This window comes from Micromonospora sp. NPDC005291 (assembly GCF_040607415.1).
Taxonomy (GTDB): domain Bacteria; phylum Actinomycetota; class Actinomycetes; order Mycobacteriales; family Micromonosporaceae; genus Micromonospora.
On sequence record NZ_JBEXGR010000010.1, the window covers coordinates 51,882 to 71,201 of the forward strand.

The 19,320-nt window shown below is 70.6% G+C and carries 19 protein-coding genes and 1 tRNA gene; 15 read left to right on the forward strand and 5 right to left on the reverse strand.

Going from position 1 to position 19,320, the window contains the following annotated elements; translation table 11 throughout:
* Positions 1-61 precede the first annotated feature (61 nt).
* On the forward strand, positions 62-418 hold the full coding sequence (locus tag ABZT18_RS15925) for an STAS domain-containing protein (protein WP_354992760.1): 357 nt from the start codon (positions 62-64) through the stop codon (positions 416-418).
* A 13-nt stretch (positions 419-431) separates the two neighbouring features.
* On the opposite strand, the gene ABZT18_RS15930 is transcribed toward ABZT18_RS15925, so the two are convergent.
* The gene (locus ABZT18_RS15930; RefSeq protein WP_354993117.1) at positions 432-1,583 is read right to left on the reverse strand and encodes an MFS transporter; all 1,152 of its coding nucleotides are present in this window, start codon (positions 1,581-1,583) and stop codon (positions 432-434) included.
* A gap of 179 nt (positions 1,584-1,762) precedes the next feature.
* Here ABZT18_RS15930 and ABZT18_RS15935 point away from each other — a divergent pair, with 179 nt between their 5' ends.
* The 5 genes from ABZT18_RS15935 to ABZT18_RS15955 all read left to right on the forward strand — a co-directional run bounded on the left by ABZT18_RS15935 (position 1,763) and on the right by ABZT18_RS15955 (position 4,693).
* On the forward strand, positions 1,763-2,455 hold the full coding sequence (locus ABZT18_RS15935) for a FadR/GntR family transcriptional regulator (protein ID WP_354992761.1): 693 nt from the start codon (positions 1,763-1,765) through the stop codon (positions 2,453-2,455).
* A gap of 39 nt (positions 2,456-2,494) precedes the next feature.
* Complete coding sequence (gene mscL / locus ABZT18_RS15940) at positions 2,495-2,968, forward strand: large conductance mechanosensitive channel protein MscL (protein WP_354992762.1); 474 nt, start codon at positions 2,495-2,497, stop codon at positions 2,966-2,968.
* 81 nt (positions 2,969-3,049) lie between these two features.
* Positions 3,050-3,301, forward strand: a complete 252-nt coding sequence (locus ABZT18_RS15945) for a hypothetical protein (protein WP_089018164.1) — start codon at positions 3,050-3,052, stop codon at positions 3,299-3,301.
* A 279-nt stretch (positions 3,302-3,580) separates the two neighbouring features.
* The gene (locus ABZT18_RS15950) at positions 3,581-3,952 is read left to right on the forward strand and encodes a hypothetical protein (protein WP_354992763.1); all 372 of its coding nucleotides are present in this window, start codon (positions 3,581-3,583) and stop codon (positions 3,950-3,952) included.
* 195 nt (positions 3,953-4,147) lie between these two features.
* Complete coding sequence (locus ABZT18_RS15955; RefSeq protein ID WP_354992764.1) at positions 4,148-4,693, forward strand: GNAT family N-acetyltransferase; 546 nt, start codon at positions 4,148-4,150, stop codon at positions 4,691-4,693.
* Between the two features lie 17 nt (positions 4,694-4,710).
* Here the strand turns inward: ABZT18_RS15955 and ABZT18_RS15960 are convergent, their stop codons facing one another.
* Entirely contained in the window at positions 4,711-5,961 is a 1,251-nt protein-coding gene (locus ABZT18_RS15960; protein WP_354992765.1) for a benzoate/H(+) symporter BenE family transporter, read from the reverse strand.
* A 55-nt stretch (positions 5,962-6,016) separates the two neighbouring features.
* On the opposite strand from ABZT18_RS15960, the gene ABZT18_RS15965 reads away from it, so the two are divergent.
* The 5 genes from ABZT18_RS15965 (at position 6,017) to ABZT18_RS15985 (ending at position 10,753) form a co-directional block, all read left to right on the forward strand.
* The gene (locus tag ABZT18_RS15965) at positions 6,017-6,577 is read left to right on the forward strand and encodes an XRE family transcriptional regulator (protein ID WP_354992766.1); all 561 of its coding nucleotides are present in this window, start codon (positions 6,017-6,019) and stop codon (positions 6,575-6,577) included.
* 113 nt (positions 6,578-6,690) lie between these two features.
* On the forward strand, positions 6,691-7,410 hold the full coding sequence (locus ABZT18_RS15970) for a protein phosphatase 2C domain-containing protein (RefSeq protein WP_354992767.1): 720 nt from the start codon (positions 6,691-6,693) through the stop codon (positions 7,408-7,410).
* A gap of 80 nt (positions 7,411-7,490) precedes the next feature.
* Complete coding sequence (locus ABZT18_RS15975) at positions 7,491-8,681, forward strand: GNAT family N-acetyltransferase (RefSeq protein ID WP_354992768.1); 1,191 nt, start codon at positions 7,491-7,493, stop codon at positions 8,679-8,681.
* Positions 8,682-8,723: 42 nt separating this feature from the next.
* The gene (locus ABZT18_RS15980; RefSeq protein ID WP_354992769.1) at positions 8,724-9,470 is read left to right on the forward strand and encodes a ZIP family zinc transporter; all 747 of its coding nucleotides are present in this window, start codon (positions 8,724-8,726) and stop codon (positions 9,468-9,470) included.
* 80 nt (positions 9,471-9,550) lie between these two features.
* Positions 9,551-10,753, forward strand: coding sequence for a hypothetical protein (locus ABZT18_RS15985; protein ID WP_354992770.1), 1,203 nt, complete (start codon positions 9,551-9,553; stop codon positions 10,751-10,753).
* 105 nt (positions 10,754-10,858) lie between these two features.
* On the opposite strand, the gene ABZT18_RS15990 is transcribed toward ABZT18_RS15985, so the two are convergent.
* Both ABZT18_RS15990 and ABZT18_RS15995 read right to left on the reverse strand, forming a co-directional pair.
* Entirely contained in the window at positions 10,859-11,941 is a 1,083-nt protein-coding gene (locus tag ABZT18_RS15990; protein WP_354992771.1) for an NAD-dependent epimerase/dehydratase family protein, read from the reverse strand.
* A 158-nt stretch (positions 11,942-12,099) separates the two neighbouring features.
* A complete protein-coding gene (locus tag ABZT18_RS15995; RefSeq protein ID WP_354992772.1) occupies positions 12,100-12,402 on the reverse strand; it encodes a hypothetical protein in 303 nt (100 codons plus the stop codon).
* Between the two features lie 219 nt (positions 12,403-12,621).
* Here ABZT18_RS15995 and ABZT18_RS16000 point away from each other — a divergent pair.
* Positions 12,622-12,693 (forward strand) — tRNA-Lys (locus ABZT18_RS16000).
* Positions 12,694-13,353: 660 nt separating this feature from the next.
* Here the strand turns inward: ABZT18_RS16000 and ABZT18_RS16005 are convergent.
* Positions 13,354-13,836 (reverse strand): hypothetical protein, encoded by a 483-nt coding sequence (locus ABZT18_RS16005; protein WP_354992773.1) that lies wholly within the window; start codon positions 13,834-13,836, stop codon positions 13,354-13,356.
* 583 nt (positions 13,837-14,419) lie between these two features.
* Here ABZT18_RS16005 and ABZT18_RS16010 point away from each other — a divergent pair.
* The 3 genes from ABZT18_RS16010 (at position 14,420) to ABZT18_RS16020 (ending at position 19,186) form a co-directional block, all read left to right on the forward strand.
* Positions 14,420-15,223 carry an IclR family transcriptional regulator gene (locus tag ABZT18_RS16010; protein ID WP_354992774.1) on the forward strand — a complete coding sequence of 268 codons (804 nt, stop codon included), beginning with the start codon at positions 14,420-14,422 and terminating at the stop codon, positions 15,221-15,223.
* Positions 15,224-15,722: 499 nt separating this feature from the next.
* Positions 15,723-17,153, forward strand: coding sequence for an extracellular solute-binding protein (locus ABZT18_RS16015; protein WP_354992775.1), 1,431 nt, complete (start codon positions 15,723-15,725; stop codon positions 17,151-17,153).
* Between the two features lie 125 nt (positions 17,154-17,278).
* Positions 17,279-19,186, forward strand: coding sequence for an ABC transporter permease subunit (locus tag ABZT18_RS16020; protein ID WP_354992776.1), 1,908 nt, complete (start codon positions 17,279-17,281; stop codon positions 19,184-19,186).
* Positions 19,187-19,320: the final 134 nt, after the last annotated feature.

The window sequence follows — 19,320 nt, forward strand, 5'->3', positions numbered from 1 at the left end:
CCCGTTCTGCGTTCGACCCCGGTCGTGGGATACCGTTCCCCCCTAACAGGAGGTCTGGCGAATGTCCTTGACGGTGCACACGGAACAACGGGGCGACGTAGTCGTCGTGTCGGTCGGGGGCGAGCTGGACATGGCCACCGCGCCACAGCTGCAGGACCAGATCACCGACCTGCTCGACAAGGGCCGCAACCGGCTGGTGTTCAACCTGGCGGACGTTTCGTTCTGCGACTCGACCGGCCTGTCGGTCTTCGTCCGCGCCAAGAACAGCTGCGACGAGGCCGGCGGCGTCGTCCGGCTGGCCGCCCCGCAGCGGGGTGTGCTGCGCATCCTTGAGGTGAGCGGGCTGGTCGAGGTGCTGCACACCTACCCGACGGTGGATGAGGCAGTCGCCGGCGAACCGACTCCGGCCTCCTCCTGACCGCTGCCGTTCGTCACTCGTCCTCGACGTAGCGGGGACGAGCGATCGCCATGCCCGCCGTCGTCTGCACGGCGAGGGCGCCCAGCAGGAACCCGATCGGCGCGGTCCAGCCGCCGGTGGCCCCGTAGAGGATGCCGACCATCAGCGGGCCGAGGGCGGCGATCACGTACCCGGTGCTCTGCGCGAACGCGGAGAGCGCGACAGTCCCCTCGGCGGTGCGGGCGCGCAGACCGATGGCGGTCAGGATCAGCGGGAACGCGCCCTGACCGATCGCCAGCAGGGCGACCCAGAGGAGAGCGGCACTGTGCGGGGCGAGCGCCAACCCCAGGTAGGCCAGTGTCGACGCCGTGGTCAGCCCGAGCACCAGCGGGCGCAGGCTGCCCAGCCGGCCGGCCAGGGTGGGCATCACCAGCGCGATCGGCACACCGAGCGCGGTCACCCCGGCGAGCAGCAGCCCGGCCGACTCCGGCTGGTAGCCGGCGTCCCGGAACAACTGGGCCAGCCAGCCCATGATCGCGTACCCGCTGAGCGACTGCGCCCCGAAGTAGACGGCCATCGCCCAGCCGAGCCGGGTCCGCGCCGGCCGGACCCGCGTCGGTGCGACCTCGACCGCCGTCGGGGTCGCTCGCCGCGCGGCGGCGCGAGCCCTCAGCGCCAGCGGCACCCACGGGAGTACGGCCACCGCGGCCATCGCGGCCCAGATGCCGAGCCCGGCCCGCCACGACCCGAAGGCGTGCGCGATCGGCACCGCGGAGGCGGCGGCCACCGTCGTGCCCACGGTCAACGCCATCGTGTACGCCCCGGTGACCAGGCCGGTGCGATGCGGGAAGTGCTGCTTGACCAGCATCGGCAGCAGGATGTTGGCGACCGCGATGCCGGACAGCGCCAGCGCGCTGGTGAGCACGAAGATCAAGGTCGAGTCGGTGACGACCCGGAGCACCTGGCCGACGGCGAGGGCAAGCATGGCGACCACCAGCACCCGGGCCGGGGCCACCCGGCGGACCAGCCACGGGGTGAGCGCGCCGAGACCGGCGAACGCGATGGTCGGCAGGGTGGTGACCAGACCGGCGGTGGCGCCCGAGAGGCCCAGCCCGTCGCGGACCTCGTCGAGCAGGGCGCCGAGGCTCGTCACCACGGCGCGCAGGTTGAGCGCGACCAGCAGCATCCCGACCAGCACGAGCGCGCCGCCGGTCGCCGGGTGGGTCCGACGGCCCGTACCGGGGTCGCGCGTCGGGCGAGGGTCGACGGCGACGGGAGCGGGCGGCGCCGAAGCGGCGGTTGGTGGCGGGGTCATGACCTCTAACCTACAATCATGGGATGAATTTGGGACCGGTGATGTAACCAGTGCCACCGTCGGTTAATTTCCCCTCCGCGCCGCCGGTGCCGCCCCGCGGCCACCGGGTCCGGCAGACCACCGAGCAGCTCCGCGCCCGGATCCTCGGCGGCGAGTGGCCGGTCGGCGGGCGCATTCCCACCGAGCCGCAACTGGTCGCCGCGCTGGGCGTCGGGCGCAACACGGTCCGCGAGGCGGTCCGCGCCCTGGTGCACGCCGGGGTGTTGGAGTGCCGGCAGGGCTCCGGCACGTACGTGGTGTCCACCGACGAACTGGCGCCGGTGGTGGCCCGCCAACTCGGCGACGACCGGATGACCGAGGTCATCGAGGTGCGCCGCGCCTTCGAGGTGGAGGCCGCCCGGCTCGCCGCGCTGCGGCGTACACCGGAGGACCTGGCGGCGCTCGACGGCGCGCTCGCCGAACGCGAGGCCGCCTGGCACGGCGGCCGGATCGACGCGTTCGTCGAGGCGGACGCGGCACTGCACACGGCGGTGGTCGCCGCCGCGCACAACGCCATGCTCGGCGAGCTGTACGGCTCGGTGGGCGCCGCCCTGCGCAGCACGGTCGCCCAGGCGATGGGGGACGCGCTCATCCCCGAGCGCTACGTCGACCACACCCGGCTGGTCGAGGCGATCCGGGCCGGCGACCCGGGCCGGGCGGCGATCGAAGCCGGCGCTTTTCTGGAGCCCGCCGGAGGGGCATAGGTTGTGCCGGACAGAAAACCGGACACCTCAGGAGTACGGATGCTCAAGGGCTTCAAAGACTTCATCATGCGCGGCAACGTCGTCGACCTGGCGGTCGGTGTCGTCATCGGCGCCGCGTTCACGACAGTGGTCACGTCGCTGACCAACGCGTTCCTCAAACCACTGATCGCGCTGTTCGTGCTGCTGATCACCGGCAAGGACAACGGCCTAGCGGGCGCCGCCTGGACGGTCCGCGGCGTCGAGTTCGACTGGATCAGCTTCGTCAACGCGGTGATCACCTTCCTGCTGACCGCGGCGGCGCTCTACTTCCTCGTGGTGTTCCCGATGAACAAGCTGGCCGAGCGGCGCAAGCGGGGCGAGGAGCCGCCGCCCTCCGCACCGAGCGAGGAGGTCAAGCTGCTCACCGAGATCCGGGACGCGCTGGTCTCCGCCGGTCACACCACCCCGGGCCAGCAGCGCGGGGCGCTGGACGACGTACTGGGCCGCCGCACCGAGCCGCCGGCGCCGCGCTGACGCGAGCGGATGCACATCGGCCCCTGTGGGATTCCCGCAGGGGCCGCACCTTCTCGTACATGTGTTCGATAGAGTCCGGCCATGGAGCAGCGAAAGCACTGGTGGAACGGGAAGTGGGGGCGGCTGGCCCGGCGGGATGTCTTCCTGCGGGTGGACGCCGACCGGTGGCACGTCGAGCAACGCGCTGGCGGCGCCGAGGGCATCTCCCGGTTCTACGAGTACGGCAGTGCGGACGAGGCCGAGGAGACGGTCCGGGCGCTGCTCGACGGCCCGGACACCTGGCGGGAGCTGTCCCCTCGCCCGCCGGGCGGCTGGACCCTCCCGAACAGCTGACCGGGCGGTCTGCGCGGTGCCGCCGGGTGCGGTGTGCCGTGTGCCTCTGGCGACGCGGTCCGTCGCCCGCCAGTGTCGCTCCGGGCCCTGGAGGCGGTAGTGCTTTCGACGGTGATGACTCTGTGGCATAAATATGCCTCAGAGTCATCACGCTCTCCGTGCCTGCCGCCCCCGTGCGCCGCCGCTGCTGCCGCTGCCGCTGCCGCTGCCGGGCTGACTGAGCGCCGGGTGGGTCGGCGACGGCGTTTAGCGGCGTACCGCCCCGGGAACCGCACTGGGATGGACCAGCAGGACGAGCAGCAGGCGACCATCTCACGGATCACCACCGGGATGCCGGTGATCGACTCCGCCGGCACCGAGGTCGGGACCGTGGACCTCGTCCAGCGAGGCGACCCGAACGCGGTGACCGTCCAGGCGTCGACCGCCGACCCGGGCAGCAGCCTGGACGAGCTGATCGAGGCCACGGCGGTCGAGGAGCCGGACGTTCCGGCCGATCTGGCGGCGCGGCTGCTGCACAGCGGCTACCTGAAGGTCTCGACCGAGTTGACCCGCACCGGCGCGGTCTACGTACCGGCCGACCGGATCGGGTCGGTGGCCGACGGCCGGGTCCTCCTGGCTGTGGGCGTGGCCGACCTGCCGCCCGAGGAGTAGCCCTCCAGCCCTGGAAGGTGACGCCACCCGCCGCGCCGGGCGGCCGGGCCGGGCCGGGCCGGGCCGGGCCGGGCCGATGATCGACTCCATATCGGCGATGTGGGGGTGTCCTGGAGCCCGAATACCGCCACGTCGGCGATCCGGAGTGGATCAGGGAGTGGGCGTGCTCGCCGACGGGCGCGTACCGTCCGCCGGATGTCACTGGTGCCACCGGAACCGGACCTGTCCGACGGCCGCGTCCGGCTCCGCCCGTGGACGATGGATGACCTCGACTGCGTTCGGCAGGCCGCGGCGGATCGGCGGATCACCGAGGCCACCACCGTCCCGGTCCGGTTCACCGAGGAAGCGGGCTCTGCCTTCGTACGCCGGCAATGGAGTCGGACCACCGACGGCGCCGGCCTCTCGCTGGCGGTCGCCCGCGCGGACACCGACGTCGCGGTTGGTTCGGTCACGTTGCTGCTGCGGCCTCAGCCGGGTGTGGCCGGCCTTGGCTACTGGCTGATCCCCGCCGCGCGGGGGCAGGGTTTGGCCAGCCGGGCGGCGCGACTTCTCACGGAGTGGGCGCTGGAGACCGCCGGTCTGGCCCGGGTGGAGGCGTGGGTCGAGCCGGACAACCTGGTGTCCCGGCGGGTACTCGCGGCGGCCGGCTTCGTCGAGGAGGGTGTGTTGCGGAGCTTCCTCGCCTTCCCGGGTCGTCGGGCGGACGCCGTGGTCCTGGCCCGAACTGCCGGGAACACCTGACGGAGATCCACACCTGATCAGCGATGTTGCGGTGTCCGGTCGGCGGGGATGGCACCACTTCGCTGATCTGGTGTTGATCTCTCCAGGGAAGGCGGGGCCGGAGCGGCGGACGGGTCGGATCGGCGGCGGAAGAGCAGCAGCATCAGGCAACCCGCGACCAGTCCCCAGAACGCGCCGCCCACGCCGATCAGCGTCACCCCGGACGCGGTCACCACGAAGGTGACCACGGCGGCCTCCCGGGTCGCCGGGTCGGTCACCGCCGAGGCGAGCGCGGTGGCGAGCGCACCGAGCAGGGCCAGCCCGGCGACCGCCTCGATGAGGATCGGCGGGGCGACCGCGACCAGCGCGGTGGCCACGCCGGCGCCCAGCCCGAGCAGGGCCAGCCCAGCGCCGGCCGTGACCGAGGCGACCCACCGGCGCTCCGGGTCCGGGTGCGCGTCCGGGCCGGCGGCCAGGGCGGCGGTGATCGCCGCGAGGTTCACCGCGTGCCCGCCGGCCGGGGCGGCGAGCAGGCTGGCCAGGCCGGTGGCCCGCAGCGCGGCGCCGAACGGCGGGCGGTAGCCGTAGCCGACCAGCACCGCCATGCCGGGCACGTTCTGCGCGGCCATGGTGACCAGGAACAGCGGCAGGGCGAGCCCGATCAGCGCGGACGCGTTCCAGGCCGGCGCGGTCAGCGTGACCGACGGGGTCAGCGCGGCACCGGTCAGGCCGGCCGGCGGTGCGGTCAGCGCGATCGCCGCCACCGCCACCACCAGCGCGCCGGGCACCGCCCAGCGGCGGGCGAACCGGTGCAGCAGCAACCAGCCGACCACCACCGGGCCAGCCACCGTGGGCAGCTCGACCAGCGCGCGGACCGGGGCGGTGCAGAGCGGCAGCAGCACCCCGGCGAGCATCGCGCCGGCCACCGGCTTGGGGATGGCGGCCACCGCGCGGCCGAGTGGCGGGAACAGCCCCGCCGCCACGATCAGCACACCGGAGACGAGGAAGGCGCCCACCGCGACCGGCCATCCGCCCGGCGGCGGCCCGGTGGCCACCAGCAGCGCCGCGCCCGGCGTGGACCAGGCCACGCTCATCGGTATCCGGTGCCGCCAGCCCAGCCAGGCCGCGGCGAGCCCGCTCGCCACGCAGAGGGCGAGCAGGCCCGACGCGGCCTGCGCGTCCGACGCGCCGGCCGCCCGGAGCCCGGCCAGCACGACGGTGAACGAGCTGGCGAAGCCGACCAGCGCGGTCACCACGCCCGCCAACAGCGGTTGTACGCGTCCGGCCATCCCACCCTCCCCACTGTTCCGTTTACGGAACGACAGCGTGTAGCACGATAGCGGGGTGCCGCACCCACCACCAGCCCGCCGTCCGGGCCTCGACGTGGATCCCGCCGTCGTCGGCCGTCGGGTCCGCGCCCTGCGCGAGGAGCGGGGGATCTCGCTGTCCACACTGGCCCGGCTCGCCGGCGTCGGAAAGGCCACCCTCTCCGGCCTGGAGCACGGCACCCGCAACCCGACCCTGGAGACGCTCTGGGCGGTCACCGCGCAGCTCGGCGTACCGCTGACCGCCGTGCTGGCCGAGCCGGCCGCCGGGCCCACCGTGCACGGCACCGCGGTCAGTGCCACCCTGCTGGAGGTGTTCACCGACACCGACGCGACCTACGAGCTGTACCGGATGCGTGTCGCGCCCGGCCCGGGGCAGCTCTCCCCCGCCCACCAGCCCGGGGTCACCGAGCACGTCACCGTCTTCGCCGGGGTGCTGCGCGCCGGCCCGGCCGACGCGCCGCTGACCGCACCGGCCGGTGGCCACCTCCGTTGGGTGTCGGACGTGCCACACAGCTACGCGACGGTGGGTGACGAGGAGGTCGCCGCCAGCCTGCTACTGCGCTATCCGCGTCGTTGAGCCCCGCCGATCGACCCCGATTCGCCCGACCGACGGCGGATTTCGCAATGATTTCTCGACCTACGCAGTAGGCGTAGAGACGAATGCGGGGTGTTCTTGGCAAGCTTGTCCCCATGACGCTGATCCTCCGCTCGGTCATCCTCAACGACATCGGTCTGGTCCGCACCAACAACGAGGACTCCGCCCTCGCCGGGGACCGCCTGATCGCCGTCGCCGACGGCATGGGCGGGCTGCCCGCGGGCGAGGTGGCGAGCGAGATCGTGATCCGGATCCTGGACGAGCTGGCTCCACCCACCGACCCTGACGCCGCCGCCGACGCCCTGCGTGCCGTGGTCAGCACCGCCAACCAACGCATCCACGCCGCCATCACCGTCGACCCGAGCCGCGACGGGATGGGCACCACTCTCACCGCGGCGCTGCTGGCCGGGGAGACGCTGGTGCTGGCCCAGGTCGGTGACTCCCGCTGCTACCTGTTGCGCGACGGGGACCTGACCCAGCTCACCCGGGACGACACGTTCGTGCAGGCGCTGGTCGACCAGGGCACCCTCTCGCCGGAGCAGGCCCGCCACCACCCGCAGCGGTCCCTGGTGACCCGGGCCGTGCAGGGCGCCGACACCCCACCGGCGATCGGTGTGCTCACCGTGGTCCCCGGCGACCGGCTGCTGCTGTGCAGCGACGGGCTCTCCGACTACGTCGAGAACGAGGCCATCGCGGCGGCGCTGGGCATGTACGCCGACCGCCAGCAGTGCGGCGAGCAGTTGGTGAAGCTCGCCCACCACGCCGGCGCACCGGACAACGTGACAGTCGTGGTCTCCGACGTCGTCGCCCGCTGACCCGTACGGCCCGCTCGGCGATCCGCGCGGATCGGGCCAATCCGGTTGCTCAGGTCATCGGGGCAGGTTGAGATGGGCGGATGACCATCCGCCGGGTGACCGCCGACGACCGCCTCACCACCAGCTTCCCGCTGGCCGCGTACGCCTTCGAGTCCTCGCCGCTCGGTGCGGCGCGGGCCGAGCAGTTCCGCGACTACCTGCCCTACCACGAGGGCAACACGACGCTGGTGGTCGAGGAGGACGACGTCACGCTGGCCGCCGTCACGGCCATCCCGATGCGGCAGAACCTGCGCGGGGTGGTGCTGCCGATGGCCGGCGTCGCCGGGGTGGCCACGCATCCGCTGGCTCGCCGGCAGGGGCACGTCCGGACGCTGCTGCACCAGCTCCTCGACGAGATGCGCGACGAGGGGCATGCGCTCAGCGCGCTCTACCCGTTCCGGCCCAGCTTCTACGCCCGGTTCGGCTACACCGGGCTGCCCAAGCCACGCATGGTCACCTTCACCCCGGCTGATCTGGGGTCGCTGGTCCGTGCCGAACTGCCCGGCGAGGTGGGGTGGCAGCGGATCGGCGCCGGCTACCCGGTGTGGCGTGCGTTCACCGAGCGCTGCCTCCAGGCCCGGCACGGCTTCGCGACCTTCCCTGACTACCGGGCGGTCGGGTTGCGCGAGCGCGACGAACACTGGCTGCTCACCGCCCGGGTGGACGGCGAGACCACCGGCGCGGTCACGTACCGCATCGACGAGCACGGCGGCACTCTGCACGGCAACGAACTGCTGTTCACCGACCCGCTCGCCCGCGCGCTGCTGTTGCAGTTCTTCGCCCGGCACGTCGACCAGGTCGAACGGGTCACCGTGCAGGTTCCGCCGGACGAGTTGCCAGAGCTGTGGCTGACCGACCTGGACGTGCACGTCGAGGCGCGGGTGGGCCGGCCTGGTTCGTCCGCGCCGATGGCCCGACTGCTGTCACTGGACGCGTTGAGTGGCCTGCCCGCAGGGCCGGGCCGGGTCCGGATCGAGCTGACCGGGGACCGGTGGCTGGCCGGCAGCCACCTGCTCGACGGTACGACCGGTGCGCTGGAGTTGGTCGCCGACAGCAGCGGTCGGGTGCCGACGGCAACCCTCACCGCCGCCGGGCTCTCCGCCCTCGCGTACGGGGTGCTGGATCCCGCCGAGCTGCCGTTGCGAGGCCTGGGCGAGGTGCCGCCGGACGCCGCCGCCGAGCTGCGCGGCATCTTCCCCCGCCAGGTGCCGTACCTCTTCGCCGACTTCTGAGCACGGTTTGCCGCACCCGGCCGTGCGGGTACGGTCCCCGGAATGCCGGAGTGGTTGCAGGCGGGCGGGTGGGGGTTGCTGGCCGGGTCGGCCCTGCTGATCGGGGCGGCGGTCGGCTGGTTCACGCGCGTGCCGCAACGGATCACCGCCTCCGTGATGGCGTTCGGCGCGGGCGTGCTGCTCTCCGCCGTCTCGTACGAGCTGATCGAGGTCGCGCACGAGCAGGGCGGGCTGCTGCCCACCGCGATCGGCGCGGCCAGTGGCGCGGTCGTCTACACCCTGGCCAATGTGGGCCTCGCCCGGCGCGGCGCACGGCACCGGAAGCGCTCAGGTGCCCAGCCCTCCGAGAGTGACAAGCCCGGCTCGGGGTCGGCCATCGCGGTGGGCGCGCTGCTGGACGGCGTACCGGAATCGGTGGTGATCGGCGCCAGCCTGCTCAGCGGTGGCGCGGTCAGCCTGGTCACGGTGGCGGCGGTGTTCCTCAGCAACGTCCCGGAGGGCTTGTCCAGCGCGGCCGGCATGCGCAAGGCCGGCCGCTCCCGGCGGTACGTCTTCCTGCTCTGGACCGGGATCGCCCTGGTCAGCGGGGTGGCCGCGCTGCTCGGCAACACCCTGCTGGGAGGCGCACCGCCGGAGGTACTGGCCACGATCACCGCCCTGGCCGCCGGTGCGATCCTCGCCATGATCACTGACACGATGGTCCCGGAGGCGTTCGAGGACGCCCATCTGCTGGTCGGCCTCATCACGGTCGCCGGCTTCCTGACCGCCTTCGCCCTCTCCCACGCCTGACTGCCCATCCAGCCTTAGCCAGGGGTTAAGCCGGCATGGCGGATTCGTCGCGACGCCGTTGTGGCTCCTAGCATCACGGGGTGCGCCTGACGTCGCTTGCCGCTCTGCTCGTCCTCGGTGTCGCCACCGCGACCCTGCCCGCCTGCGCGCCCAACGATCCGGCTCCCACCTTCCAGCCTGGCTCATCCGCCGAGCCGCAGCCGCTGTCGACCGGCGACCAGGGCGTCGCGCCGGCGACCCCGGCCAGCGCGAGCCCCGGGGCCAGTACGAGCCCGAAGCCCGCCGACAAGGTGCTCGCGGCCGGCAACCCGAACGGCAAGGCCACCGTGCCGGCCGAGGCGCGCGCGGTGAGCACCGCGAAGCCGACCCGGACCATCGGCACCGGCACCCCGGCGAGCTGCACCTCCGCCGCGGTGGTGAAGGCCGTCGCGGCCGGCGGTGTCATCACGTTCAACTGTGGACCGGCCCCGGTGACGATCAGGATGACCGCCACCGCGAAGGTCCGCAACGCCAACGGGCCGAAGGTCGTGCTGGACGGCGGCGGCAAGGTCACGCTGAGCGGTCAGGGCAAGCGCCGGATCCTCTACATGAACACCTGCGACGAGGCCCAGGGCTGGACGACCTCGCACTGCCAGAACCAGGACCACCCGCAGCTCACCGTGCAGAACCTGACCTTCGCCGATGGCAACTCCACCGGCGACAAGGCCGAGGGCGGCGGTGGTGGGGCGATCTTCGTACGCGGCGGGCGGTTCAAGGTCGTCAACTCCCGCTTCGTCCGCAACCGCTGCGACCGCACCGGCCCCGACCTGGGCGGAGCGGCCATCCGGGTGCTGAGCCAGTACGACAACAAGCCGGTGTACGTGGTGGGCAGCACCTTCGGCGGCGCCGCCGGCCAGGGCGGCTCCTGCTCCAACGGGGGCGCGCTGAGCAGCATCGGCGTTTCCTGGGTGGTGCTGAACAGCGTGCTCAGCCACAACGAGGCGATCGGCAGTGGCGCCAACCCGGCCAAGTCCGGCACGCCGGGCGGCGGCAGCGGCGGCGCGATCTACTGCGACGGCAACGAGTTCACCGTACGGATCGCCGGCACCATCATCGAGAACAACAAGGCCAACGAGGGTGGCGGCGCGGTCTTCTTCGTGAGCAACAACCGCACCGGCACCATGAAGATCGAAAACTCGACCCTGCGCCGCAACCCGAGCGGCAAGTTCGAGACCCGCGGCTTCCCCGGCATCTTCTTCCTAGGAGCCCGCAACCCCGAAGTCACCAGTTCCAAGCTGACCTAACCGTCCGCCCGCCCCGCCCCGCCCCGCGCGCGTCCGCGCCGGTGATCAAGAGGTTTCGGTCACTGGGAGCCCGTTTTCTGACCGAAATCTCTTGATCACCGAGGCCTAGTAGGGGTTTCCCTGGCCTGGGGGGCGGGCTTGGAGGAGGGCTGCGGGGCGGCCCGGCAGATCGCGTGCGCCGGAGAGGGGCGGGCTTCCCGTGTGATCGCCGTCGGCCATGCCGACGAAGAGCTCCTTGAGCGCGGTGAGTGCGCTGATCTTGGGCTGCCAGCCCAGCTCCGTCTCCGCGCGCTCGCTGGACATCAGCGGGGCGTTCAGGCCCAGCTCCACCCAGCCAGCGTCGACCGGCTGCAGCCGCGCCCGCCAGGTCAGCGCCGCCGCAACCCGCAGCACCGGCGCGGCGACCGGCACCGTCCAACCGTGGAAGTGCCGGGCCACCAGCTCCGGAGTGAGCACCGGGTCCGCGGCGACGTTGAAAGCGCCGCGCGCATCACCCAACACCGCCCTGGCGTACGCGTCAGCCACGTCGTCGGCGTGCACCGCCTGCATCCGCAGCCGGCGGTTCGTCGGCACCAGCGGGATCCGGCCGAAGCGCAGCAGCCGCACCGGTGCGAGCGGGCCGAGGAAGTAGCGGGTGATCTCCACGCCTGCGGCCCGCTGGAAGATCAACCCGGGTCGCAGCCGCACCACCCGCAGCGTCGGGTGATCCCGCTCGACCCCGTCCAGCAGCGCCTCGACCTCCGCCTTGTGCTCGCTGTACGACGAGCCGGCCACTCCGGTCGCCGGCCACCGCTCGCTGATCGGGTGGTCCTTCGGGCCGGACGCGTAGGCACCGACCGAGGACGCGTACACCAGCGCCGGCACACCAGCCCGGATCACCGCGTCGAACACCGCCCGACTGCCATCGACGTTGGTCCGGCGTAGCACCCGCTGGTCGTGGCTGGGCTGAATCTGCCAGGCCAGGTGCACCACCGCGTCCGCACCCGCGAACACCTCGGTGAGCTGCCCCGCCGCGCCCGGTGCGCCGATGTCGCAGGAGTGCCACTCCACCTGGTCGTACGGCTCCCCGGCATCCGGGCCGGGCAGCCGCCGGACGACCCCGGCCAACTCCACGCCCCGCTCCCGGCGCAGCCGCCGCAGCACCGCCGTACCGACGTTGCCGCTCGCCCCCACCACCACGATCCGCATGCCCGACCCCGTACCCGCCCAGCCGCAGCTCAATCGCCCACCCGGCTCGCTTGCGCAGACCACGCGCCCTACGGTTCGCGCCTTGATCCACTCATCATCCGGGAAGTCGGTATATCCGCGCGTGGGCAGGACAGCCCGACTTCCGGAACCCAAGTCGATCAAGGGCGAGGTGAGTCCCGGACCCAGCCGTGCTTCTCCTTCCCCCGCCGGCCAGTCGTGGCGGCCAGGCAACGCGGGCAGATCCAGCCGACCGCGTCCGTCTCGGTGAGCACGTCAGTGCCCGAGTAGTCGAAGCTCACGTGCGGAAAACGGCGCAACCTGGTCCGACTCAGGGCCAGGCCGCAGACGGTCTGGTTCTGACCGGGCAGCCAGGCATGCACCTCACCACCCGGCTGGCGTACGCCATCAGGCCCGATCTCCTCCCCGGACGCCGCCACGGCCGGGGTGCTGCTCGATCTCATGCCCATCCCGGTTCCCCACCCGCCCGCACCCATGCACCGCCGCCCCACATCGCTTGATCCACTCCACATCCCCGACCCGGCGGTATCCAACGCGCTGGACACCGCCGGGTCGCCGATCTGGTGATGATCAGGCGCGGCGAGCGCGGCCAGCAGCACGCATCGACGGCCAGCCGGAAGCCGAGAGTCGTCGGCGCTGACCGTCGGGTAACCTGAGCGCGCGGGCCGCTAGCTCAATGGCAGAGCTGTGGACTTTTAATCCATAGGTTCAGGGTTCGAGTCCCTGGCGGCCCACGCACACGCAGGTCAACGACCCTCACTGGACCGGCCCGTTCGCCCGATCGGGGCCGGCGCCGATCGGTCCCGGATGTGTCCGTACGCGATGCACAGATCTTGTAGCGAGGCGTCACTCTACCGGGGTTGTCGAGTTGGCCGCGGACGTCGCGGACGTCGCGGACGTCGACGAAGTTCGCCGAAGCGCAGAGGTTGTTCGCGAGTTCCAGTTCGAGGAGTCTGATGCAACGGTCACCTGCTTGCGGCACGGCGCGGTCCAGGCGCTCGGCTTTGGCCAGTTCTGTCGTGCCGTAGTAGTCGGCGGTGGCCCGCAGCTTGGGCGCAGAGTTCTCCAGCAGACAGGCGAGTCGGTTGAGGGGGCGGCGCGGTCGACCTGGCGGGCGAAGCCGACCAGCGCTTGCGGCTCGACGGCAGCGTCATCAGTGCCGCCTAGTCCGAGAGGAAGATGCCAGTCACGCCCACGACGGCGAAGACGACGGCGGCGGCGAGCACGTAGAGCCGCGGACGCGACTCTCGAACGACGTAGGTCGACAGACCGAGCGCATCACTGAGGATCGAGATCGTGTACCAAGGAAAGCTCGTTGGGGTGGGCTGGCCGCTGCCGAAGAGGTCACACTCCGCAAGGAGTCGGCCTACAAACGCAGGCCAGCAACGGTTCAGCTATTCGTGATGACGAAGCCCTCGCGGGTCGTGCTGCCGACCGGACGGGTGGAAGCGCCGGTGCACCGCCGGGACAAACAGCAGGATCACGACGACGGTTGCCGCGCCCACAACCAGGGGTAGTGCCAGCGCGTCACCGATGCGAACCCAGGTCGGCGCCCAGGTATGTCCCGGTTTCCCGGTGGCGGAGCCCGGATCGCCAATGAACGTCAGGCCACAGCAAAGAGCGAATGGAACAGCCAGGAGGAGGGTCGTCACATGTGCCCACGTCCTGCTGCGCAGGAGCCCTGCCATAGACAGGAGCAGGCCAGCCACGGCCAGGCCGGACAGAACCAAGGCCAGTTGGTTGACGACTTGAATGCCGAGGTCTGCAAGACCGTTCCGGTTGGATGCCTCCCCTGGAGGCACGTAGTACGCGACGTCGTAATTCGTAAGGTCGTAGATGATCGTTGCGGCGTTGAGCGTAAGACCGAGCACCAGCACCCCGACCGCGACTGCCGGCGCGAGGACGGGCCACCGCGATATCGGCGTCATGGCAAGCCGCGCCGATGACAGGAGTTCACAAAGACCATCGACGGACCATACACAGACCCCACCAGATGGACAGCAACGCCGACAGCAACCGGCATGGACCAACCGAGACCCGGAGCGTCAGTGGGGACGACCATTTGAGGTCGCGCACGTGGACAGACATCTGCAGGCTAGGCGCAGACCTCGTAAGCGATGCCTCCTGACTCGGCGAAGCCCTTGACCGTATTTCTGCTGGTCAGGGGCCGCACCCAGGTGGAGGATTCGTGCATCAGCTAGAACTTGGCGCGGCGATCTCGGCCAGCCCTCGACCGTCTGCCGGCTCACACAACACAGCCTGCGGCTGGCGCGGAAAGCGGGAGCTCAAGGGGCGGCCGCAGAACGAAGGGCAATGACCGGTTGCGAAAAAGGGCCAACATGCGGGGATATGCCCCGTTTTTGACCGCATCGAGGCCGCTCTGATCGACGATGAGTCCGGACCCTGGCGCCGGGGGCTGACGCAGTTATCCTCTTCAAAAGCTGGCCCACGTGGAGATCGTTGACACGAGTCCGGCATTTCGAAGGGACTATCGACATGCCTCGTGTGGTATCCGCGGTCATCCGCGCACTCGACATCCTCGAACTGTTCCTGGACCGCCCCCAACTGTCGGCCCGCCAGGTGATGGAGCGGCTCGACCTCCCCCGCACCACCGTCCACGAGCTGCTCGTCACGCTCGAAGCTCGCTCGTACCTGATCTCCGTCCCGGGCCAGCCGGTGCAGTATCGGCTCGGCATGCCGCTGTTCCAGCTCGGCGCGGCGTTCGCCGGCCGGCTTGACCTGGTCCGCGAGGCGCAGAGCGTCGCACGGGACGTGGCCGCCGCATGCGACGAGGCGGTCCACGTGGCCGTGCTCGACGGCCCCGATGTCATCTATCTCGTGAAGTTCGACAGCACACATCCCGTCCGGATGGTCTCTGCGGTCGGGCGGCGGCTGCCGGCCCACTGCACGGCGGTCGGCAAGGTACTGCTGTCGGGCCTCGACCAGGCGAGCCTGGACGCCGTCCTGAAAGGCCCCCTGCCCGGCATGACGCCGGACAGCATCACCGACCCGGACCGCCTGCGTGCACATCTCGAACGTGTCCGGGCGGAGAGCGTCGCGGTCGACATCGGCGAGTCTGACACCGCCATGCGCTGCGTCGCTGCGGCGGTCAGAGACCACTCCGGCGCAATCATCGCTGGCATGAGCCTGTCCGCGCCGATCATTCGCTGGACCCCTCAGGCGCACACGGAGTGGACGGGGCTGGTGCGCGAGGGCGCGGCCACGCTGTCCGCCCGGATGGGCTACCGGGCCCAGCCGCGATAGTCGGCTCGCCGTTTCGGACCGAAACAACATCGAAACATTGACACCTCTCAGGGTGTTGCTCTAGCGTCGCGACCACTCGATACGGTATCTCGAACTCAGTTCGAAATCTCGAACGGCGGTGGTCCTCCGTGGTCCGACCGAAGTGGAACCTCAGCGCCGCATTCTCAGCCCGATCGTCGACTGCCCCGTGCTTGTCGCACCACCCAGCGAGCGGCACGGGCTTCTCTCGCGAGGCTCGCTCGGATTCTTGGGACGCGCCGACCGGACTCGCACGGTTCGCAAACTCACCGCCATGACATCCGTGCCTCGGCCTTTCGACGCTGTTCGTCGAGGCCAAGGCCGCGATGCATTCGATGGATTCACGTGAACGCATCGAGGGATGCAGGCGACCACGGACACGTCGCCCGCATCGATCCACACCTGAAGCACGAGGACCTCGGTGTTCGCCCAGTACGCCTTCGGTGTGCAGCGACGCCGGGACAAAAGGAGGCGAATATCCATGAAGGACAACCCGATGTGGTCTCGGCGCGGCTTTCTGGGGATGGGGGTGGGGGTCCTCGGTGCAACCGGTCTGGCGGCGTGTGGGGGCGACTCCGAATCGCCCACCAGGGTGCAGCCGGAGGTTCCGCAGGAGCTGATCGACGCCGCGGCGGCGATGAAGGGCTCCTCGATGGGGATGCTGTCCCAGAAGCTGTATTCGACGGCGGCGAACGACGCCCTCGACAGCTCGATCAAGAAGTTCGCCGACACCACCGGGACGAAGATCGAGAACAGTCTGGTCCAGGCCGACGCCGGTGATGTGGTGGCCAAGATCGACGCCGAGGTCAAGGGCGGTGTGGCGCGCGACCTGGCGTTCATGACCGACTCACGGTTCGTCGCACAGTTCCAGGCGCTGGGTGACCTGGAGGACGTGACGGACGTCGTCAAGGCGCTGACGGCCAAGTACGGCGAACCCTGCGCTGAGGCCAAGAACTTCTGCGTCTTCGACGGCAAGTGGTTCGCAATCCCCTACCACTTCATCGGGATCGGGTCGTTCCTGCGCAAGGACTGGATGCAGGACAAGGGCATCGCCCCCAAGGACATCTACAGCTGGGAGGAGCTGCGGGATCTGTGCCTGGAGATCTCCGATCCGACCAAACGTCGGTTCGGCTGGGGCATGACGGTGAATCGGTCCGGTGACGCCAACGGCATGATCGAGGCACTGATCAACGCCTATGGCGGGTCGATCGCCTCCAACGATGGCAGGAAGGTCACGTTCAACTCCCCCGAGACGGTGCAGGCGGTGACCTTCCTGGGCGATATCTACACCAATCCCAAGTACAAGCCGATGCTGCCGCCGGGGGTGGCCAGCTGGACCGACACCAGCAACAACGAGAACTGGCTCGCGGGGGTCCTCGGCTACACCCGCAACCAGTTCAGCGTCTACGCGGACTCCCGGACCAAGAAGAACCCGGTCTACGCGAACACCCACGTGTTCTCCGACTGCATCGGCCCGGCGACCGCCAACCCCCTGCTGCTCGGCCAGTCGCAAGGTTTCGTTGTCTTCAAGGGCGCCAAGAACCCCGCGCTCGCCAAGCTCCTGGCGCAGTACCTGGTCAGCGCGCCCGCGCTGCTCGGGGTGGCGAAGGAGGCACCCGGCCTCGTCATGCCCGCCTGGGAGAAGGTCTGGGACGCCGACCCGTTCTTCACCAGCGGCGACCCGGCGTTCCCCATGCTGCGCAAGATCACCCAGCTGTCGCTGCCGCTGAACACGAAGAACGGCCTGGCCTTCCCGCAGAAGGCAAGCGCGGGCCAGCAGGCCACCGCCGCGGCCTACGTCCTCACCGACATGATGCAGCAGGTCGTTCAGGGAACGGCGCCGGCGCAGGCCGTGACGGCCGCCCACGCGAAGACGGTGCAGATCTTCAACCAGCAGGGGCTGCCGCAGTGAAATCGGTCCATCCTGCGCGGGTCCCGACGGCGAGGATTTCCCCGCCGTCGGGACCCGGCTCTCTCACAGCGACCCAGCGACGGCTGGGTCGTGACTGGCGGCTGGCCGCACTGTTCCTCGCACCCATGGCCGTGCTGGTCGGCAGTCTCGTTCTCGTGCCGATCGCCCGGTCGATCCTCACCAGCACCACGGAACGGCACGGGCAGGACACCGTGTTCGTCGGCCTGGACAACTATCTCGCCCTCGTCGGCGACGAGCAGTTCCACACAGGCGTGGTGAACTCCTTCGTCTTCACCGCGTACGCCGAGATTTTCAAGGTGGTGTTGGGGCTGTCCGCGGCCCTGCTGCTGCACCAGCGGCGTCGTGGGCGGGCCGTGCTGACCGGGCTGCTCCTCGTGCCGTGGGTGGTGCCGACGGTGGTGACGGCGTTCAGCTGGCGCGCGCTGCTCGACCCGATCTTCGGCAGCGTCAACACCCTGCTCACCGCCTCGGGGATCGGGCCGCTGCTGGCCAGCGCCCACCTGGTCGACAGCTGGCCCGCCGGCTGGCTGTCCGACCCGTCGCTGGCCATGCCGTCGGTGATCCTCGTCAACGTCTGGAAGGGGGTGCCATTCTTCACCGTGTGTTTCCTCGCGGGGTTGAAGGCCATCCCGGCGGACCTGTACGAGGCGGCAACCATCGACGGCGCGTCGTCGTTGCAGCGGTTCACCCACGTGACGCTGCCCGGACTGCGCCACGTGATCACCGTGACGGTGACCCTGTCGTCGATCTGGACGTTCAACAACTTCGACCTCGTCTGGTTGCTGACGCAGGGCGGCCCGGGCGACGTGACCGCGCCGTACGTGCTCGTCGCCTATTCAAAGGCGATCTTGCAGCTGCAGTACGGCGCGGGGGCGGCGGTCACGCTCGTCATGCTGCCGATCATCGGCGGGCTGGTGTTCGTCCTGGTCCGGTTGTTGCGCCAGGACACCGGCATCAGACTGCCCCGGCGACGCCGGGCAGCGTGGTGGATCGGGGCGCGGCGGTGGGCCGGGACGGCGCGGAAGGCGCTCCCGTGGGTCATCGCCGTAGGGGTCACCGCTCTGCTCTTCTGGGCATCGCCAGAGATCTTCTGGAAGGCCGCGGTGGTCCTCGGGGTGATTCTGCTGATCGCGGCGGCGGTCGGCCGGGTGGTCTCGGGCCTCCAGTCCCGGGGCGGTCGCCGGGCGTCGTCCCTGGTGTCGGGCCTGGGGTCCGGTGTCGCGCTGGCCGGGTTGCTCGTCTTCACACTGGGCCCGCTGTACTGGATCGCCGTCACGGCCTTCAAGTCCGAGGGCCAGGTCGTCATGCGCACCGACGACCTGTGGCCAACGCCGTGGACCCTGGAGCAGTTCGGTGCCCTGTTCGCCAACCAACCGTTCGGCCGCTGGTACCTCAACACTCTGCTGGTGTCCGCGGCGTCCACCGCAGTGGCACTGGTCTGCGCCGCCCTGGCGGGCTACGCGCTGGCCCGGCTGCGATTCCGCGGGGCGCAGGGCTTTACCGTCACGGTGCTGCTCACCTACGTGATGCCGGGCGCGCTGCTGTTCATCCCGTTGTACCAGATGCTCATCGGCGCGCGGATCACCGACTCGTTGTGGTCTCTGGTGGTGACGTACCCGACCTTCACGCTTCCGTTCGCCACCTGGCTGCTGGTGGGGTACTTCTCGTCGATCCCCGTCGAACTGGAGGAGGCCGCGCTGGTCGACGGTTGCACCCGCGTCCAGGCGTTCGGCCGGGTGGTGCTGCCGCTGGCCAAGCCAGGGTTGCTGGCGGTCGCGCTCTTCACCCTGACCAATGCCTGGAACGAATTCCTCTTCGCCTTCGTGTTCATCACAAAGGACGAGTACAAGACGCTCCCCGTGGGGATGCAATCGATGATCGCCGGAGACGTCGTGCCGCAGGGACAGCTCGCCGCAGCGTCGCTGCTCGTCAGCATCCCCGTGGTCGTCATGTACGCCTTCGGGCAGCGCTTCCTGACCGAAGGGCTCACCGCAGGCGCGGTGAAGGGCTGATCAAGCGAACCGACGGGCCGCTGGTGCCGATCGGGCACCAGCGGCCCGGCATGCGGGCAGCCGTGGTCGCATGGCCTCCGAGTCGTCGCGCACCTTCACCTCGCCGGGAGGGGGAACAGGTGCCGGGCTGCTGG

Coding starts and splice junctions, on each gene's coding strand:
- ABZT18_RS15925 (WP_354992760.1), top strand. CDS start 62: ATGTCCTTGACGGTGCACACGGAACAACGGGGCGACGTAGTCGTCGTG.
- ABZT18_RS15930 (WP_354993117.1), bottom strand. CDS start 1,583: ATGCTGCTGGTCGCGCTCAACCTGCGCGCCGTGGTGACGAGCCTCGGC.
- mscL (WP_354992762.1), top strand. CDS start 2,495: ATGCTCAAGGGCTTCAAAGACTTCATCATGCGCGGCAACGTCGTCGAC.
- ABZT18_RS15945 (WP_089018164.1), top strand. CDS start 3,050: ATGGAGCAGCGAAAGCACTGGTGGAACGGGAAGTGGGGGCGGCTGGCC.
- ABZT18_RS15950 (WP_354992763.1), top strand. CDS start 3,581: ATGGACCAGCAGGACGAGCAGCAGGCGACCATCTCACGGATCACCACC.
- ABZT18_RS15955 (WP_354992764.1), top strand. CDS start 4,148: ATGTCACTGGTGCCACCGGAACCGGACCTGTCCGACGGCCGCGTCCGG.
- ABZT18_RS15960 (WP_354992765.1), bottom strand. CDS start 5,961: ATGGCCGGACGCGTACAACCGCTGTTGGCGGGCGTGGTGACCGCGCTG.
- ABZT18_RS15970 (WP_354992767.1), top strand. CDS start 6,691: ATGACGCTGATCCTCCGCTCGGTCATCCTCAACGACATCGGTCTGGTC.
- ABZT18_RS15975 (WP_354992768.1), top strand. CDS start 7,491: ATGACCATCCGCCGGGTGACCGCCGACGACCGCCTCACCACCAGCTTC.
- ABZT18_RS15980 (WP_354992769.1), top strand. CDS start 8,724: ATGCCGGAGTGGTTGCAGGCGGGCGGGTGGGGGTTGCTGGCCGGGTCG.
- ABZT18_RS15990 (WP_354992771.1), bottom strand. CDS start 11,941: ATGCGGATCGTGGTGGTGGGGGCGAGCGGCAACGTCGGTACGGCGGTG.
- ABZT18_RS15995 (WP_354992772.1), bottom strand. CDS start 12,402: ATGAGATCGAGCAGCACCCCGGCCGTGGCGGCGTCCGGGGAGGAGATC.
- ABZT18_RS16015 (WP_354992775.1), top strand. CDS start 15,723: ATGAAGGACAACCCGATGTGGTCTCGGCGCGGCTTTCTGGGGATGGGG.
- ABZT18_RS16020 (WP_354992776.1), top strand. CDS start 17,279: ATGGCCGTGCTGGTCGGCAGTCTCGTTCTCGTGCCGATCGCCCGGTCG.